14 protein-coding genes are annotated in these 17,218 nt (G+C 72.8%); 7 read left to right on the forward strand and 7 right to left on the reverse strand.

Annotation, left to right across the window (positions count from 1 at the left end):
* Nucleotides 1–81 precede the first annotated feature (81 nt).
* Complete coding sequence (locus BIV03_RS05165; protein ID WP_071294910.1) at nucleotides 82–951, reverse strand: RDD family protein; 870 nt, start codon at nucleotides 949–951, stop codon at nucleotides 82–84.
* A gap of 80 nt (nucleotides 952–1,031) precedes the next feature.
* Here BIV03_RS05165 and BIV03_RS05170 point away from each other — a divergent pair, with 80 nt between their 5' ends.
* Complete coding sequence (locus BIV03_RS05170; protein ID WP_071294911.1) at nucleotides 1,032–2,027, forward strand: stage II sporulation protein M; 996 nt, start codon at nucleotides 1,032–1,034, stop codon at nucleotides 2,025–2,027.
* A gap of 7 nt (nucleotides 2,028–2,034) precedes the next feature.
* On the opposite strand, the gene BIV03_RS05175 is transcribed toward BIV03_RS05170, so the two are convergent.
* The 5 genes from BIV03_RS05175 to BIV03_RS05195 are packed head-to-tail and all read right to left on the reverse strand — an operon-like array spanning nucleotide 2,035 to nucleotide 7,691.
* A complete protein-coding gene (locus tag BIV03_RS05175; protein ID WP_071294912.1) occupies nucleotides 2,035–3,387 on the reverse strand; it encodes a DUF58 domain-containing protein in 1,353 nt (450 codons plus the stop codon).
* Nucleotides 3,387–4,328, reverse strand: coding sequence for a MoxR family ATPase (locus tag BIV03_RS05180; RefSeq protein ID WP_070419518.1), 942 nt, complete (start codon nucleotides 4,326–4,328; stop codon nucleotides 3,387–3,389). Before BIV03_RS05180 ends, BIV03_RS05175 begins: the two co-directional genes overlap by 1 nt.
* 50 nt (nucleotides 4,329–4,378) lie before the next feature.
* Entirely contained in the window at nucleotides 4,379–5,623 is a 1,245-nt protein-coding gene (locus BIV03_RS05185) for a DUF4350 domain-containing protein (RefSeq protein WP_071294913.1), read from the reverse strand.
* Nucleotides 5,620–6,258: a DUF4129 domain-containing protein gene (locus tag BIV03_RS05190; RefSeq protein WP_071294914.1), complete on the reverse strand. Its 639-nt coding sequence runs from the start codon at nucleotides 6,256–6,258 to the stop codon at nucleotides 5,620–5,622. Before BIV03_RS05190 ends, BIV03_RS05185 begins: the two co-directional genes overlap by 4 nt.
* Nucleotides 6,255–7,691: a glycerophosphoryl diester phosphodiesterase membrane domain-containing protein gene (locus BIV03_RS05195; protein WP_175475723.1), complete on the reverse strand. Its 1,437-nt coding sequence runs from the start codon at nucleotides 7,689–7,691 to the stop codon at nucleotides 6,255–6,257. The genes BIV03_RS05190 and BIV03_RS05195 overlap by 4 nt, the downstream gene beginning before the upstream one ends.
* Before the next feature lie 148 nt (nucleotides 7,692–7,839).
* Here BIV03_RS05195 and mtrA point away from each other — a divergent pair, with 148 nt between their 5' ends.
* The 6 genes from mtrA to secA all read left to right on the forward strand — a co-directional run bounded on the left by mtrA (nucleotide 7,840) and on the right by secA (nucleotide 16,575).
* A complete protein-coding gene (gene mtrA / locus BIV03_RS05200; RefSeq protein ID WP_070418502.1) occupies nucleotides 7,840–8,514 on the forward strand; it encodes an MtrAB system response regulator MtrA in 675 nt (224 codons plus the stop codon).
* A gap of 5 nt (nucleotides 8,515–8,519) precedes the next feature.
* The gene (mtrB, locus tag BIV03_RS05205; protein WP_254790739.1) at nucleotides 8,520–10,202 is read left to right on the forward strand and encodes an MtrAB system histidine kinase MtrB; all 1,683 of its coding nucleotides are present in this window, start codon (nucleotides 8,520–8,522) and stop codon (nucleotides 10,200–10,202) included.
* A complete protein-coding gene (locus tag BIV03_RS05210; RefSeq protein WP_071294916.1) occupies nucleotides 10,202–11,884 on the forward strand; it encodes an LpqB family beta-propeller domain-containing protein in 1,683 nt (560 codons plus the stop codon). The genes mtrB and BIV03_RS05210 overlap by 1 nt, the downstream gene beginning before the upstream one ends.
* Before the next feature lie 95 nt (nucleotides 11,885–11,979).
* Entirely contained in the window at nucleotides 11,980–12,744 is a 765-nt protein-coding gene (locus BIV03_RS05215; RefSeq protein ID WP_139201870.1) for a ComF family protein, read from the forward strand.
* A gap of 184 nt (nucleotides 12,745–12,928) precedes the next feature.
* Nucleotides 12,929–13,636 (forward strand): ribosome-associated translation inhibitor RaiA, encoded by a 708-nt coding sequence (gene raiA, locus BIV03_RS05220; RefSeq protein ID WP_070418505.1) that lies wholly within the window; start codon nucleotides 12,929–12,931, stop codon nucleotides 13,634–13,636.
* Between the two features lie 158 nt (nucleotides 13,637–13,794).
* The gene (gene secA, locus BIV03_RS05225; protein ID WP_071294918.1) at nucleotides 13,795–16,575 is read left to right on the forward strand and encodes a preprotein translocase subunit SecA; all 2,781 of its coding nucleotides are present in this window, start codon (nucleotides 13,795–13,797) and stop codon (nucleotides 16,573–16,575) included.
* Between the two features lie 137 nt (nucleotides 16,576–16,712).
* Here secA and BIV03_RS05230 read toward each other — a convergent pair whose 3' ends face one another.
* Entirely contained in the window at nucleotides 16,713–17,126 is a 414-nt protein-coding gene (locus BIV03_RS05230) for an Rv3235 family protein (protein ID WP_083403212.1), read from the reverse strand.
* Between the last annotated feature and the right edge of the window lie 92 nt (nucleotides 17,127–17,218).

The raw sequence follows: 17,218 nt of genomic DNA on the forward strand, positions 1-17,218 counted from the left end.
TGGTTCGACGTCGGAAACCTGGTTCGAAAGCCGGACGCGAGCCGCGCCGCCGCGACGCCCGCCGCCGCGCGGCGCAGCCCGTCAGCGCGGGAACCCCGGCGGCCGCGCCGTCGCCACCGCCGACGCCCGGTCGAGCACCGCCGCCCGACCCCGCAACGCGCGCAGGTCCCGCTCCCGCCGCAGCACGACCACCCCGGCGAGGAACACCTCGGGGTGGACCGCCGGCACCGGGTGCGCGTACTCGGCGACCGCTGCCGCGAGGGACCGTGCCGCCGCCTCCCGGAGCTCGGGACGGAGGTCGGCAGCACCGCGGAAGAACGCCCCGAGCCGGTTCTCGAGCCGCTGCGGCAGCGCCGACACGTCCGCGACCCCGGCCCAGGCCACGAGCTCCGCGGGCATGAGGACCTCGGGGGACCGCTGCTTCGCCGCCCGCTCGTGCTGCACGAACGTCCCGGCGAGCAGGTCCCCGAGCCGCCGCGGTCGGGACCCGAACAACGCCACGAGCAGCGCCACGGAGCCGAACGTCATCCACAGCTCGAACAACCCGACGAGGGCACGGGTGAACGCGTGCCGGAACCCGATCGCCCCGCCGTCGAGCCGGACGACCCGGGTGCCGGTCGCGTACCGGCCGACGCTCTTGCCCCGGGTGACGGTCTCGAGCGCCGCCGGGACGAGCACGAGCACGACGACGAGCACGCCGATGCTGAGCGCCGCTGCCCAGGCCTCGTCGAGGTCGCTCGGCCAGACCCGCGACAGGCCGATCATGAGCATCACGTACAGCGCGAGCAGGCAGACACCGTCGAGGAGCGCCGCCGCGAGCCGCAACGCGATGCCAGCGGGCTGCACGTCGAGTGCGACGGCCTCGCCGACGACGAGCTCGTCGTGGGTGTCGTCGAGCGCGACGACGAACCGACCGTCGGCGAGGTCACGCGGCACGCGGGTCTTCGGCATGGGATCATTCTGTCGGAGACGCACGCCCGCCGCCCGGACGGCACGGACGCGCGAACACCGGAACGAGCGGGGGAGACGCTGTGGACCTGGACGCCTACACCGAGGTGCACCGCGACCGGTGGCAGGAACTCGACCGGCTCGCCCGCACCCGCCACGCCTCCGGTGCCGACGTCGACCGCCTCGTCTCCGGCTACCAGGCGGCAGCGACCGACCTCGCGCGGATCCGCGGCGCCGCCCCGCGCACCGCGGTCGGCGACCGGCTCTCGCTGACACTGTTCCGCGCCCGACTCCGGTTCACCGGCACCCCCGTCGACCCGCTCGCGGCGCTGACGTCCTTCTTCGTCCTGCAGCTCCCCGCCGCCCTGTACCGGATCCGCTGGGTCGCGATCTGGGTGGCGGCCGCCACGGCGGCGATCGCCGCGATCACGGCGGTCTGGATCACGACCACCCCGGGCGCCGTCGACACGTTCGGCACCCCCGAGGCCCTCCGGCAGTACGCGACCCGGGACTTCCAGGCGTACTACTCCGACCACGGTCTCGGTGCCTTCACGGCACAGGTGTGGACGAACAACGCGTACATCGCCGCCACCATGGTCGCCTTCGGGATCACCGGACTCTTCGTGCCGTTCTCGATCGGCCAGAACGCGATGAGCCTCGGTGTCTCGGCGGCCATCCTGCACGACCAGGGCCGCCTCGGCGACTTCTTCCTCTACATCGCCCCGCACGGGCAGCTCGAGCTGTACTCGATCTTCCTCGCGGCGGCCGCGGGCCTGATGATCTTCTGGTCGTGGGTCGCCCCCGGGGCCCGCACCCGCGGGCAGGCCCTCGCCGAGGACGGCCGAGCCCTCATCACGATCGCGGTCGGCCTCGCCCTGACGCTCCTGCTGTCCGGTCTCGTCGAGGGCACGGTGACCCGGCAGGACTGGCCGTGGCCCGTCAAGATCGGGATCGGCACCGTCGCCCTCGCGGCCGTGCTCTGGTACCAGTGGGTCCTCGGCGGTCGCGCGTACCGCGCGGGGCAGCGCGGCGACCTCGAGGAGTTCGAGCGCGGCACGTCCGCCCTCGTCGCCGACTGACCGACGCCTAGAGCCGTCCGGTCGCCTTCGCGCGGATGTACGCGTCCGCGACGAGGGGCGGCACCTGCTCGGGTGCGGCCCGGACGACCTCGGCCCCGGCGCGGCGCGCCACGTCCGCCACGCCGTCGGCATCGAGGAGCGTGCGTTCGGCGGCAGCGCGTCGGTACACGTCGCGCTCGCCACGGCCCTGGAGGGACGGCGCACGTCCGCCCCGCCGCCCCGGTCCCGAGACCGCCGGGTCCACCGCCCCGCTCGCCATCCGCTCGACGGCCGGGTCCGTCACGCTGGTGACGACGACCGCGTGCCGCCGCGTCAGGCGGGGGAGCACGGCGAGGAGGTCACCCGACGCGCCGACCGAGTCGAGGCTCGACACGAGCACCACGAGGGCCCTGGAGGTGGTGATCGAGTCGACGAGCCCGGGCACCGCCGACCAGTCGGTGGCCGCGATCCCGGGTTCCGCGAGCGCGAGCGTCTCCCCGAACCGCTGCACGACGTCGGTGCGCGTGGCACCGTGCACGCGACCCCGGACGGCGTCGTCCAGCACGGCGAGGTCCACCCGGTCGCCCGCGGCCGCCGCGAGTGCGCCGAGGAGCAGCGCGGACTCGATGAACGTGTCGAGCCGCGGTTCGTCGTCGACCCGTCCGGCACCGGCACGCCCGGCGTCGACGACGACGATCACCCGACGGTCCCGCTCCGGACGCCAGGTGCGCACGACGAGGTCCTGGCGGCGGGCGGTCGCACGCCAGTCGATCGACCGGACGTCGTCGCCGCGCACGTAGTCCCGCAGCGAGTCGAACTCGGTGCCGTGGCCCCGCAGTTGGAGGGTGGTCTCGCCGTCGAGTTCCCGCAGCCGCGCGAGCCGTGAGGGCAGGTGCCGACGCGACCGGAACGGTGGCGTGACGACCAGCTCGGCGGGCGCCACGAGGACGCGTTGGCGTGCGGCGAGCCCGAGCGGCCCGAACGCACGCACGGCGACGCCCGCGGAGGCCCGGCGGCCGCGACGGAACGGGGCGAACCGCATGCGCGCGGTCCGTCGCTCCCCGGCGGGGACCTGCAGGTCGATGCGGCGCGGAGCTTGCCCGGCGGACGGCTCCCACATGTCGCGCACCACACCGCGGAGCGTCCGGCGGCCGTCGTTGGCGAGCACGAGGGTGCCGTCGGCGGTGGTGTCTCGGCGGGCGAGCCGGGGCATCCGCCGCTCGACGCGCACGGCGGTGAGGTCGGCGGCGAGCAGCACGTCGAGCAGGGCGGCCAGCACGACCACGCCCGCCCAGGCCGCACCAGCCCATCCCGTGCCGAGCAACACGGTGGGCACGATCGCGACGGCGAGGAGCGCGACGAACCGGCCGGAGATCGCCACTAGATCGGCACCCGGACCTGCTCGAGCACCTGCTGCAGCACCCCGTCGGCACCGACGCCCTCGAGCTCGGCGTCGGCGGCCACCCGGAGCCGGTGCCGCCACACCGGCAGGAGCATGGCCTGGACGTGGTCCGGCGTGATCGCGTCGTAGCCGGTGAGCCAGGCCCAGGCCTTCGCGGCGGCGAGCAGGGCGGTCGCACCGCGCGGGCTGACCCCGACCCGGACGGACGGCGCCTGCCGGGTGGCGCGGGCGAGGTCGACGATGTACGCGAGGACGTCGTCCCGCGCCCCGACCCCGCGGACCGCGCGCTGTGCGGCGAGGACCTCGTCGACCCCGAGGACCGGCGCGATCCCGGCAGACCGGACGTCCCGCGGCACGAAGCCGTCCGCGTGCCGACGGAGCACCTGCCACTCGACGTCCCGCGGCGGGACGTCGAGCGTGAGCTTCATGAGGAAGCGGTCGAGCTGGGCCTCCGGGAGCGTGTACGTGCCCTCGAACTCGATCGGGTTCATCGTCGCCGCGACGAAGAAGGGGTCGGGCAGCACCCGGGCGTCGCCGTCGACGCTGACCTGGCGTTCCTCCATGGCCTCGAGGAGTGCGGACTGGGTCTTCGGCGGCGTCCGGTTCACCTCGTCGGCGAGGAGCACGTTCGTGAACACCGGTCCCTCGCGGAACGGGAAGGTGCCCGTCGAGGCGTCGTACACGAGCGAGCCGGTGACGTCGCCGGGCATCAGGTCCGGCGTGAACTGGATCCGCTTCGTGTCGAGCGACATCGCGGCGGCGAGGCTCCGGACCAGCAGGGTCTTCGCCACGCCGGGGACGCCCTCGAGCAGGACGTGCCCCTGCGCGAGGATGCCGACGATCATCCCGGAGACGGCGCCCTCCTGCCCGACGACGGCCTTGCCGACCTCGGCGCGCAGCCGTCCGAACACGTCGCGCAACGGATCACCAGCGGGGGTCGCCTGCGGGGTGTGGGTGGTGGACGGATCGGTCACGGTCGTGCTCCTCGGTGGTCTCGGTCGGTCTGCTGGGCGCCGGTGGTCGCGGCGAGGACGGCGCGCTCGAGGTCGTCGAGCGCCGCTGCCCCGGCGGTGAGGGCCCGGTCGTCGGTGGCCGGGCCGCCGACGAGGACCGCCCCGACGCGCCGGTCGGGGATCCCGGTGGCGCGTGCCGCGGCCCGGACGACCTCGTCGACGTGAGCTGACCGGGGGAGCCCGAGCCGGCGTGCCGTGCGACGGAGGGCCGCGATCCGGAGCGTGTCGAGCGCGTGGGTCCGGTCGCCGGTGCGTGCGGCGAGCCGGGCACGGCCCTCGGTGGTCTCGGCGGCACGGACGACGACCGGCATCCGCTCGACCACGAGCGGGCCCAGCCGGCGGCCGCGCCAGACCGCGGCGGCGACGGCGACGAGTCCGAGCAGCACGAGTGCGCTCGGTACCCACGGCGGTGCGAGCGACCCGAGGGTCGGTGCCGCGTCCGCCGTGCCGGGGGTCGGCGTGTACCAGGTGAGCGTCGCGTCGTCGCCGAGCAGGCCGAGGGCGAGGGCGGCGTTGCCGGCGGTGGTGATCGTGTCGTTCCGGAACGCCGCCGTGGTCCCGACGAGCGTGACGTCACCGGCCGGGGTCGCCGTCCGGACGAGGCCGTAGGCCCGGTCGCCGCCCGAGCCGGACGGTGCGCAGAGGTCGGTGCCGCTGGGGGCCCGGCCGCCGTCCGGCACGGCGTACCCGGTGCCGCCGAGGGTCACACGCTCGGCCCCGGCAGCGGCCGGGATCGCGCACGAGGCGGTGGACACGGTGTCGTCCCCGCCGACCTGCGTGACCGGCTCGACGTCGAGCCCGAACGCCTCGAGCGTCGCGGGGGCCGTCGACACGAGGACGACGTGGTCCGCCTGCCGAGCGATCCGCCGCGCGACGCCTCGGTCGAGGACGCCCTGCTCGTCGTCGACGAACACGGTGCCGTCCCCGATCCGGTCGGCGCGGTCGACGATCCGGACGTCGGTGCCCTGCTGCTCGAGCACCCGCACGAGTGCCTTCGCGCCGCTCGACGTCGCGGAGGTCGGGTCGAGCGGCGCCTGCCCGGGACCGGTCCGCCCGACGACGGCCGTGAGCACGGCGAGCACCGTGCCGACCAGGACGATGGCGACCCAGAAGCCGACGCGGAGCCCACGGCCCGCGCGGCGCGGCGCGGTCGAGGTCGAGGCTGCTCCCGACGGTGCGGACGGGGTGGCGGTCGCGGTCACGCGGGGACCGCCGGGGTCGTCGTCCGTGCGGGGCGTGCCGTCCGGACGGCGTGCTCGGTGTCCAGGACGTCGCGGGCGCTCCGCTCGGTCGCGTCGGCGCCGAGGTACCGCACCTCGTCGAAGGTGGCCGCGGCGCCCTCGAGCCGCGCGGCCTCGGCCGGGAAGACCACAGCCGCCCGGCCGGCGATGGCACGCGCGGTGGCACCGGGGACGTCGGGGACGAGGTCGCGCTCCCCGAGCCCACGGGCGAGGGCACGGTACCCGTCGAGCACGGCGCGGGACCAGTCACCCGCGCGCAGGGCCGCCCGGGCGTCCTCGGCGATGGCACCGGCGGGACGCAGGTCGTCGTCGTCGAACACCCCGCCGACCTGCCCGTCCGCGAGCCGAGCGCGACGCCGGGGGAGTCCGCGGGCGACGACCACGAGGACGACCACCGCGACGAGCACGACGACGGCCGTCCAGAGCAGGGTGTGCGCGACCGCGGGGGAGCCGAGGCCGTCCGCGCGGAGCGAGCCGAGCCAGTCGAGGACCGCGCGCGAGGCACGGTCCCACCACGTCACGTGGGCACCGTCGTACTCCGACCGCTCGAGCTCGCGTTCGAGGAGCCGTCGTGCGTCGTCGGGGTCGATCGTCATGCGCGGCCGTCCGGCGGGTACCGTCCGGGTTCGCCGCCCCACTGCGGCGGCGTCGGGCCGCCCGGCTGCTGGCCGCCCGCTCCCGGCTGCCCCGGCCACTGCTGGCCAGGCCACGGCTGCTGCGGACCCGGACCGGCCCCGGGCCGCCCCGGCCACGGCTGCTGCGGTCCCGGACCGGCGCCCGGCCACCCCTGCCCCGGCCACGCTGGCCGGTCCACCCGCGGCGACGGCGCGAACGGGTCTCCCGGCTGCCCGGTCTCGAGGTGCGACGCGATCCGCTGGTCGAGCGCCTCGGTCCGGATGCGGCGGTCGATCGCCAGGAAGGTCACGACGGACGCGGACAGCACGTCGGTGATGCACTGCACCGCGATCCCGAGCAGGCTCCCCACGACGATCGCCACGAGCCCGCCGACCCCGGCTCCCGACCCCGCATCGGTCTGCCCGAGGGGGTCGAACGTGCCGCCGACGAGCGTCGCACCGATCGTGAGCGGGACCGAGGCGATCGACACCGCGAGGCCGAACATGACCTGCACGAGCAGGATGATGCCGAAGGTGCGCCAGAACGCTCCGCGGGTGAGCCGCCACGACTGCGCCGCGGCCTGGAAGACGGGGCGTCCCTCGAGCGCGATGGTCGGCACGGTGAACGCGAACTTCGTCCCGAGCCAGACGAGCACGACCGTGAAACCGAGGCCGAGCACGAAGAGGGCGAGCAGGAAGCCGCCGATGCCGGACCCGCTGCCGGAGAGCCCGGCGGCGGCGCCGACCAGCACGAGCACGAAGACGATCCCGAGGACGGCACCGGCTGCGAGCTGCAGGAGGATCCAGGCGACCACCGACCAGCGTCGTCCGGCGAGGAGCGCCCAGAGCCCGCGGAAGGTGGCGCGCCGTCCGAGGATGCGTTGTCCGGTGTCCGCGGCGACCGGGGCGACGAGGAAGCCGCGCCCGAGGTAGGCGAGGAACGGGAGCCCGATCGACAGCACCAGCCAGAGCGTCACCGATCCGGCGAGGATCGACGTCTGGCCGTTCACGTCGCCGTCGACCGCCGAGAGCATGCGGGACTGGATCGCACGCTGGCCGAACGCACTCGCGATGGTGGAGAGCAGCCCGAGGACCCCGCTGAGGAGCACGCTCCAGAGCAGGAGCACCCGCGCGTTGCGGCGGAACACGGTGAAGGCGCCGCTCAGGACGTCACCGAGCCCGAGCGGTCGCAGCGGGATGACCGGCCGCGACCCGGCCGGCGGCGGCCCCGGCGGCCGACCCGGCCCACCGGCGGAAGGCCCGCTGCCGTACGGTCCACCGGCGGACGGTCCACCGGACCGGCCCGGCCACGGGGCGGACGGCTGCTGCCCCGGGGGCCGCGCCGCGCCTCCTGGGCCGTTCCCCCGACCGTCCTGCGGACCGCCGGGCGCCCCCGGTACCTGCCAATCGGACATCGCCGCCCCCTCGTGGTCCCGACCGAGCACGCGGAAGGCGCGGTCGACACCCATCCTGTCGGAAAACGCCGTCGCACGGGGCCTCGGCTATCGTGAGTGGTCAGGTGCCGACCGGGTACCGCTGCACGTCACACGGAGTCCCCATCACATGACACCGCGCATCCTCGTCGTCGACGACGACCAGGCCCTCGCCGAGATGATCGGCATCGTCCTCCGCTCCGAGGGCTACGAACCCGAGTTCAGCGCCGACGGCAACGACGCCATCGACGCGTTCCACGGGACGAAGCCCGACCTGGTGCTGCTCGACGTGATGCTCCCGGGCATCGACGGCATCGAGGTCTGCAAGCGCATCCGCGCCGAGAGCGGCACGCCGATCATCATGCTCACCGCCAAGGGCGACACCTCCGACGTCGTCGCCGGGCTCGAGAACGGCGCCGACGACTACGTCGTGAAGCCCTTCAACCCGAAGGAGCTCGTCGCCCGCATCCGTACCCGGCTCCGTCCGACGGCCGCCGACGCGACGGTGCTGCACGTCGGCGACCTCACCGTCGACGTCGCCGGGCACGAGGTCCGTCGCGGCGACGCCGTCATCGCGCTGACCCCGCTCGAGTTCGACCTCCTGCGGGCGCTGTCCGAGAAGCCGAACCAGGTGTTCACCCGCGAGATGCTGCTCGAACAGGTCTGGGGCTACCACTACAAGGCGGACACCCGCCTGGTGAACGTCCACGTGCAGCGCCTCCGCGCGAAGATCGAGCACGACCCCGACAACCCGAAGATCGTCACCACGGTGCGCGGCGTCGGGTACCGGGCCGGAGGAGCCTGAGCACCGTGCCGTCCGCAGCGTCGACCGGCGGCGTCGCCGTGCAGGGCAGGCTCGCCCGTGCCGGCCGTCGCCTTCGACGGTGGGTCCGGCGCGGCTGGCGCGCCGCGGCGTACCTGTGGCGCCGCTCCCTGATGTTCCGGTCGGTCGCGATCACGGTGATGACCACCGGCCTCGCGGTCGCGATCATCGGCACGGCCGTCATGATCAGCATCTCGAACAACGTCTACTCGCAGCGCCGCGACCAGATCGAGGCCGAGTCGGCACGCGCGACGATCGTGGCGCAGGGCATCTTCGACGCGGCCACCGCGGGCGAGGACAACAACCAGAGCGAGCTCGAGACCCTGCAGAGCGAGGCGCAGCAGGCGATCCTGTCGAACACCACGAGCCCCGGCGGCACGAGCATCGCCATCGAGCGGAGTCCCGACCAGCCCGGGCCGCAGACGGTGCAGAACGTCGCGAGCCAGGGCTTCCCGGACGCCGTGATCACCGACGCCCTCCGGAAGCAGGTCGGCAAGAACACCGGCACGCTCAGCCTGCAGCCCGTGCGCCTCGACGACGACGGCCGCCACCAGCCCGGCCTCGCCGTCGGGTCGACCCTGCAGATCCCGAGTGCCGGTCAGTACGAGCTGTACCTCGTCTACGACCTGTCGGACGCCCAGCAGACCCTCGACTTCGTCTCGCAGACGCTCTCGATCGGCGGTGTCGCGCTCATGGTGCTCATCGCCCTCGTGACCTCGCTCGTCGTCCGGCTCGTGGTCGTGCCGATCCGGGGTGCGGCCGAGACGAGCCGGAAGATCGCCGCCGGCCGGCTCGACGAACGCATCCCGGTGCGGGGCAACGACGACATCGCCACCCTCGCCCGCAGCTTCAACGGCATGGCCGACGCGGTGAGCCGGCAGATCACCCAGCTCGCCGAGCTCTCCCGCGTGCAGCAGCGGTTCGTCTCCGACGTCTCCCACGAGCTCCGGACCCCGCTGACGACCATCCGGCTCGCCGGCGACATGCTGTTCGACTCCCGTCACGCCTTCGAGCCGTCGGTCGGTCGGTCCGCCGAGCTCCTGCACGCCCAGGTGGAGCGGTTCGAGCTCCTGCTCGCCGACCTCCTCGAGATCTCGCGGTTCGACGCGCAGGCGGTGCACCTCGATCCCGAGCCCGTCATCCCCGCAGCCCTGGCGACCGACATCGTCGACGAGTTCCGGCCGCTCGCCGAACGCGCCGGCATCGACCTGCAGCTCGCCACACCCGGCGGGCACACCACCATGCAGCTCGACGCGAAGCGCATCCGCCGCGTGCTCCGCAACCTCGTCGGCAACGCGATCGAGCACGGCGACGCGAAGCCCGTGCAGGTCGTCGTCGACAGCGACGCCCGCTCGGTCGCGATCGCCGTCCGCGACCAGGGCGTCGGCATGCCGCCGGAGGACGCCGCCCGCGTGTTCGACCGGTTCTGGCGCGCCGATCCGAGCCGCAAGCGGACGATCGGCGGGACCGGCCTCGGACTCGCGATCTCGCTCGGCGACGCGAACCTGCACGGCGGCCGCATCGACGTGTGGTCCCGCCCCGGCGAGGGCTCCACCTTCGTGCTCACGCTGCCGCGCAACGACCGCGTCACCGTGACGACCTCGGCGATCCCACTGCCGGACCTCGACGAGTCGTACGACGGCCCCCGCGCCGTCAGGGAGGACTACTGATGCGCACCCGCTTCCGCACCCTGGTCGCCACGGCGCTCGCCGCGGTGACGATCGTCGCCGTGTCCGCCTGCGCCGCGATCCCCACCGACGGCGCGGTGCGCTCCGGCGGCGTGATCAAGGACCAGTCGGTGTCCGGCGTCGACTACCGGCCCGGCAAGCCCGTGCCCGGCGCCGACCAGACGACGATCCTCCGCGGCTTCATCGCGGCCGGCACCGGTGCGGCGGACGACTACGCCGTGGCCCGGGAGTTCCTCGCCTCGAACTTCTCGACGAAGTGGAACCCCCGGCGCTCGGTGACGATCCAGCCCGGCAACCCGGCGATCGAGCGCGTCGGCGAACGCGAGCTGACCTACACCCTCACCGCCAGCGCCTCGGTGGACGCCGACGGCGAGTACACGCAGGCGGTCCGACCGACCTCGTCCACGCTGACGTTCCAGTTCACCCGCGAGGACGGCGAGTGGCGCATCGCCTACGCCCCCGACGGCATCATCCTGTCGCCGGTGAACTTCGAGTCGGTGTTCCAGCAGCACGCGCTCTACTTCTACGACCCGACGTACAAGTTCCTCGTGCCCGACGAGCGCTGGTTCCTCGCCCGGTCGTCGACGAGCACCCGCATCGCGAGCGCGCTGCTCGCCGGACCCGCGAGCTGGCTCAAGGGGGCCGTGGTCACCGCCTTCCCCGAGGGCACACAGCTCTCCCTGAACGCCGTCACGATCCAGAGCGGGACCGCCCTCGTCGACCTGTCCAGCGACGCCCTGCGCGCCAGCAGTCAGGACCGGATCCGGATGCGCGAGCAGCTGAGCAAGTCGCTCGCCTCGGTCGCCACGGTGTCCTCCGTCGACATCACGGCCGAGGGCACGACCTTCGCCGTCCCCGACGGCAGCGGGTCCGACGCGCAGCAGAACCCCGACGTCGATGCCCGCCCGCTCGTCGACCAGGACGGCACCGTGGGCTACTCGGCCCTCGGCGGCGGGAAGATCGCACCGCTCGGCAACGGCATGGGCGCGGAGATCGGCGACCTCGGGCCGTCCTCGTTCGCGTTGTCCGCGTCCGGTACCGCTGCGGTGGTCGGGAACGGCGACGGCGTGACGGTCGTGCGCGGACGCTCGCACCTGCGCATCGACGCGACCGACGGCCTGGTCCCGCCGTCCATCGACGACCTCGGCTTCGTCTGGGTCGCGTCCGAGAAGAACACCCGCCGGGTCACGGCCTACGGCCTCGGCGGCGATCCGCACGCGGTGAACACGACGCTCCCGGCCGGCGACCTCGTGTCGTTCCAGGTCTCGCGCGACTCGACCAGGGCCCTCGCGCTGATCCAGACGAACGACGGACCGAGCCTGTACGTGATGGCCATCGTCCGCGGCGCCGACCGCACACCGACCGCGCTCGGCTCCCCGGTGCGCGTGCAGGCCGCCACGGGCAACGCCGTCGGCGCCGCCTGGATCAGCGACTCCGACGTCGCCTCGGTCGGGCAGACGTCCTCCGGCCCGGACGTCGTCCGCTCCACGATCGGTGGGCAGTCGAGCACCCTGCCGAAGCCCGACGGGCGGGCGACCGAGATCGTCGGCGGGAGCGGCGGTTCGATGCTCCTGCGGATGTCCGACGGGTCGGTCCTGCAGTCGACCGGCGGTGGCTGGGTCACGACCGGGATCAGTGCGGACGTGCTCGGCGTGCAGCGCTGAGGTCACTCCTCCACAGGGCGGCGGTCCAGGAGGCGCGTCCCCAGCCCCACGGATCGGCCTGCGCCCGGTGGTGGGTGGCGGTCAGGATCGTCGTCATGAGGACACGGGACAGGCTGCGGCCGTGGCTCGACGCGGCCGTCGCGGTGCTCGGGCTCTTCCTGCCGGTGGACTGCGTCGGGTGCGGCCGGCCCGACCGGGCACTCTGCGCCGCGTGTCGACACGCGCTCGACGCGATGCCCCGCCGGGTGCGTCTCGTCGCCGGGGTCCGGCTGGACGCGGCGTTCGAGTACACGGGACTCGTGCGGACGATGCTCCTCGAGCTCAAGCTGCGCGGACGCGTGGACCTCGCTCGGCCCCTCGGCGCCCGGTTCGGTGCGCTCGTGCGGGCGGCGCTCGCCGACGCCGGTCCCGGGGCCGTACTGCTGCGGGTGCCGCCGTCGCGGCAGGGTGCTCGGCGGCGGGGGTTCGACCCCGTCGTGCTGCTGGCGGCGCGCGGGGGAGTGCAGCGGTCGCGGGCGATGTCGCGGGTGCGGGCAGGAGGGCTGGTGCGGCGCCGCGCCGGCGTCGGTGCAGGTGCCGGTGCCGGTGCCGGTGTCGGCGTCGGCGTCGGCGTCGGTGCCGGTGCAGGTGTCGGCGTCGGCGACGGCGCAGTGCGCGGTGGGCAGAAGGAACGCAGCGCGGTGGAACGGGTGGCCGCGACGGTCGGCACCCTCTCGGTGACGGGCGTCGCCGGTCGAGCCGTCGTCGTGGTGGACGACGTCGTCACCACCGGCGTCACGATGGCCGAGGCCGTCCGCGCCGTGCGTGCCGCCGGTGGTCGGGTCGTGCGGTGCGTCGCCGTCGCGAGCGTCGACGACTGAGGAGCGCCCGCCCGGAGCTCTTCGCGCATCGGTGAACGCTCGGTGGCCACTGTGCGTCCGGTGGGTGTCCTGGCGACTCACCGACATCGTGTGACGCCGGAGCGCCACCGGGTCTAGCCTCGCGACAAGGCGTTCAGGATCGCCGGATGGAGGCGACGCGCTGAGTCTGGATGGGAGCCGCCACATGGACGTGACGATCACGGGCCGGAACATCGGGGTCACCGACCGATTCCGCACCTACGTCGAACAGAAGTCCGAGAAGATCGACGTGCTCGCCGACCGCGCCCTCGCCTTCGAGGTGCGCATCAGCCGCCACAACGAGAAATCGGGCGGTTCCCAGGGCGAGGACCGCGTCGAGCTGACATTGATCGGCCCCGGCCCCCTCGTACGGGCGGAGTCCGCCGCGTCGGACAAGTACGCCGCCTTCGATCTGGCCTTCGCCCGGATCATGGAACGACTCCGTCGAGCACGCGACCGCCGCAAGGTGCACCGAGGCCGCCACCGTCCGACCTCCGTGTCCGAGGCGTCCGGCACCGCGTTCGAGCGCATGGGTGTCGTCCCGGCCGACGGCAAGCTCATCGAGGACGTCGCGACGGGTGCCGTCCCGGTGGTCGACGCGAACGCCGAGGACGACGAGAACGAGGTCTACAGCCCCGTCGTGATCCGGCACAAGGTCTTCGAAGCCGGTCCCATGACGGTCGACGACGCCCTGTACTTCATGGAGCTCGTCGGGCACGACTTCTACCTGTTCGTCGACGCGGAGACGCACCGGCCGAGCGTGGTCTACCGCCGCAAGGGCTGGGACTACGGCGTGATCGGCATCGACGACCCGTCCACCGAGCACGCTCCGGCAGCGGCGTCGGAGTCCGAGCCGGCGGTCGCGATCGCCTGACGATCGCTCAGTACGGCAGACCGAACCCGGGTGTGCGCGGACCGTTCGCGGGCCGCGCACACCCGCGCTGTTCACAGCGGCCGGAGTCGACGGGTTGCTAGCATGACTGGCTGTTCGCATCGCGCAGGTCGCGCGTGACGATCTCGTAAGGAGCTCACGTGGCAAACGTGCTGGAGAAGGTCCTCCGCATCGGCGAAGGACGCACCCTCCGACGGCTGAAGGCGTACGCCTCGGCCATCAACGACCTCGAGGACGACTTCGCGAGCCTCACCGACGAGGAACTCCAGGACGAGACCAAGGAGCTCCGCGAGCGCTACGCGAACGGCGAGACCCTCGACGACCTGCTGCCCGAGGCGTTCGCCGCGGTGCGGGAAGCAGCGAAGCGCACCCTCGGCATGCGGCACTTCGACGTGCAGCTCATGGGCGGTGCCGCACTGCACCTCGGCAACATCGCCGAGATGAAGACCGGTGAAGGCAAGACCCTCGTCGCCACGACGGCCGCGTACCTCAACGCCATCCCGTCGCGCGGCGTGCACGTCATCACCGTCAACGACTTCCTCGCGTCGTACCAGTCCGAGCTCATGGGCCGCGTGTTCCGTGCGCTCGGCATGACGACCGGCTGCATCATCGCGAACCAGTCCCCGGCCGAGCGTCGCGAGCAGTACGCCGCCGACATCACCTACGGCACGAACAACGAGTTCGGCTTCGACTACCTCCGCGACAACATGGCGTGGCAGGCATCCGACATGGTGCAGCGCGGCCACTTCTTCGCCATCGTGGACGAGGTCGACTCGATCCTCATCGACGAGGCGCGCACGCCGCTCATCATCTCCGGTCCGTCCTCGGGCGAGGCCAACCGCTGGTTCACCGAATTCGCGTCCATCGCGACCCGCCTCACCCCGGGCGAGGACTACGAGGTCGACGAGAAGAAGCGCACCGTCGGCGTGCTCGAGCCCGGCATCGAGAAGGTCGAGGACTACCTCGGCATCGACAACCTGTACGAGTCGGCGAACACCCCGCTCATCTCGTTCCTGAACAACTCGATCAAGGCCGTCGCCCTCTTCAAGCGTGACAAGGACTACGTCGTGATGAACGGCGAGGTGCTCATCGTCGACGAGCACACCGGCCGCATCCTGATGGGCCGCCGCTACAACGAGGGCATCCACCAGGCGATCGAGGCGAAGGAGAAGGTCGAGGTCAAGGCCGAGAACCAGACCCTCGCCACGGTCACGCTGCAGAACTACTTCCGCCTCTACCAGAAGCTGTCCGGCATGACGGGTACGGCCGAGACCGAGGCCGCCGAGTTCATGTCGACGTACAAGCTCGGTGTGGTCCCCATCCCGACGAACAAGCCGATGCAGCGCATCGACCAGACCGACCTCGTCTACAAGAACGAGAAGGCGAAGTTCGAGCAGGTCGCCGAGGACATCGCCGAGCGCCACGAGAAGGGCCAGCCGGTCCTCGTCGGCACCACGAGCGTCGAGAAGTCCGAGTACCTGTCGAAGCTCCTCGCGAAGAAGGGCGTCAAGCACGAGGTCCTCAACGCGAAGAACCACGCGCGTGAGGCCGCGATCGTCGCCCAGGCCGGTCGACTCGGCGCCGTGACGGTCGCGACGAACATGGCCGGTCGCGGTACCGACATCATGCTCGGCGGCAACTCGGAGTTCCTCGCCGTGCAGGAGATGCACGCCAAGGGCTTGTCCCCGACGGAGACCCCGGAAGAGTACGAGGCCGCGTGGGACGACGTGTTCGACCGCGTCAAGGCCGAGATCAAGGACGAGGCCGACAAGGTCCGCGAGGTCGGCGGTCTCTACGTCCTCGGCACCGAGCGCCACGAGTCCCGTCGCATCGACAACCAGCTGCGCGGTCGATCCGGCCGTCAGGGCGACCCGGGCGAGAGCCGCTTCTACCTGTCGCTCACCGACGACCTCATGCGCCTGTTCAACTCCGGTGCCGCCGAGAGCCTGATGGGCCGCTCGAACGTCCCGGACGACCTCGCGATCGAGAACAAGCTCGTCGGCCGTGCGATCCGGTCGGCCCAGGCGCAGGTCGAGGGCCGCAACGCCGAGATCCGCAAGAACGTCCTGAAGTACGACGACGTCCTCAACCGCCAGCGTGAAGCGATCTACAGCGACCGCCGCCACATCCTCGAGGGCGACGACATCCACGACCGTGCGCAGTCGTTCCTCAAGAGCGTCGTCGACGACGTGATCGACTCCCACACCGCCGAGGGCAACGCGGACGACTGGGACCTCGACGCCATGTGGACCGAGCTCGGGACCCTGTACCCGATCTCGATCTCCATCGACGAGGTCATCACCGAGGCCGGCTCGAAGGGCAAGGCTTCGCGCGAGTTCCTCGGCCGCGAGATCCTCTCCGACGCCAAGCTCGCCTACCAGCAGCGCGAGGAACTCCTCGGCGACGAGGCCATGCGTGAGCTCGAGCGCCGCGTCGTCCTCTCCGTGATCGACCGCCGCTGGCGCGACCACCTCTACGAGATGGACTACCTCAAGGACGGCATCGGCCTCCGGGCGATGGCACAGCGCGACCCGCTGGTCGAGTACCAGCGCGAGGGCTACGCGCTCTTCCAGAGCATGATGGGCCAGATCCGCGAAGAGTCGGTCGGCTACCTCTTCAACCTCGAGGTGCAGGTCCAGTCCGACGGCGAGAACGCCGTGATCGAGGCCAAGGGCCTCGGCGAGGACGAGGTCTCCGGTCTCGAGTACTCCGCTCCGTCGATCGACGGCGAGGTCGAGGTCCGCGACGAGCGCGGTCGCCTCGAGCAGGCCGCGACCGCGCGAGCGCAGAAGGCGCAGGCCGAGGCCGAGGCGGCCGCCGGGCCGGAGCAGGGCTCCGCGTTCGGCAACGCCGCGACCGCGTCCGGCCAGGCTGCCGCGGGCAACCGTGCCGAGCGTCGTCAGGCCGCCAAGAAGGGCTGACGCGACCACGTCCCGACAGGAGGCGCGGTGCCGGCTGGCACCGTCCCTCCCGTCTCGGCCGTCGTGCCGCTGGCGCGTCACGCCGGTACCGGCGGGTGGGGCCCCCCTCCTGTCCGTTCCCCGTCACGTCACGGGCGTCACAAGACCCCGACGGCCGTCGCGCGCCAGCGACCCTGCCGTTCCTCCAGGCGCATCGCGACCGCACGGGCGTGACTGCGCGTGTGCACGACGACCGTCGCCTCGGCGACCCCGTCGGCCGGGCGGCACACGATGACGCTGCCGACCCGGAGCAGCGCCCGTCCGCGCGACCGGCTGCCGAGCTGCCGGGCCCGCGCCGCCACCGCCGCCCGCTGCTGCAGGTGCCGGTGCACCTCGTCCGTGATCCACCGGGCGATGCTGTCGACCTCGCGTGACCCCGTCAGGATCTCGGCGACGCAGAGGCCGAGCGCGCGAGCGGTGTCCTCGACGTCGGTCGGTGGCGGTACCGCGCTGAGTCGCGGGACGTCCCCCATCGGCTCTGCGTCATCGATCCGGCGTGCTTCCTCGGCCACCCCTGCCCCTTTCGTCGGGGCTGAGCGTAGAGCGAGTACAACATGAGAAATATGACTGTCATCGTGCCTGTGGAGAGAGCGGAGTTGTCCAC

The sequence above is a fragment of the Curtobacterium sp. MCBA15_016 genome, from assembly GCF_001865105.1.
Classification (GTDB): Bacteria; Actinomycetota; Actinomycetes; order Actinomycetales; family Microbacteriaceae; genus Curtobacterium.

What these genes read in the sequence shown, in the direction of transcription:
- BIV03_RS05190 (WP_071294914.1), bottom strand. Translation starts at nt 6,258, where the DNA reads ATGACGATCGACCCCGACGACGCACGACGGCTCCTCGAACGCGAGCTC.
- mtrA (WP_070418502.1), top strand. Translation starts at nt 7,840, where the DNA reads ATGACACCGCGCATCCTCGTCGTCGACGACGACCAGGCCCTCGCCGAG.
- BIV03_RS05215 (WP_139201870.1), top strand. Translation starts at nt 11,980, where the DNA reads ATGAGGACACGGGACAGGCTGCGGCCGTGGCTCGACGCGGCCGTCGCG.
- BIV03_RS05195 (WP_175475723.1), bottom strand. Translation starts at nt 7,691, where the DNA reads ATGTCCGATTGGCAGGTACCGGGGGCGCCCGGCGGTCCGCAGGACGGT.
- BIV03_RS05165 (WP_071294910.1), bottom strand. Translation starts at nt 951, where the DNA reads ATGCCGAAGACCCGCGTGCCGCGTGACCTCGCCGACGGTCGGTTCGTC.
- BIV03_RS05210 (WP_071294916.1), top strand. Translation starts at nt 10,202, where the DNA reads ATGCGCACCCGCTTCCGCACCCTGGTCGCCACGGCGCTCGCCGCGGTG.
- raiA (WP_070418505.1), top strand. Translation starts at nt 12,929, where the DNA reads ATGGACGTGACGATCACGGGCCGGAACATCGGGGTCACCGACCGATTC.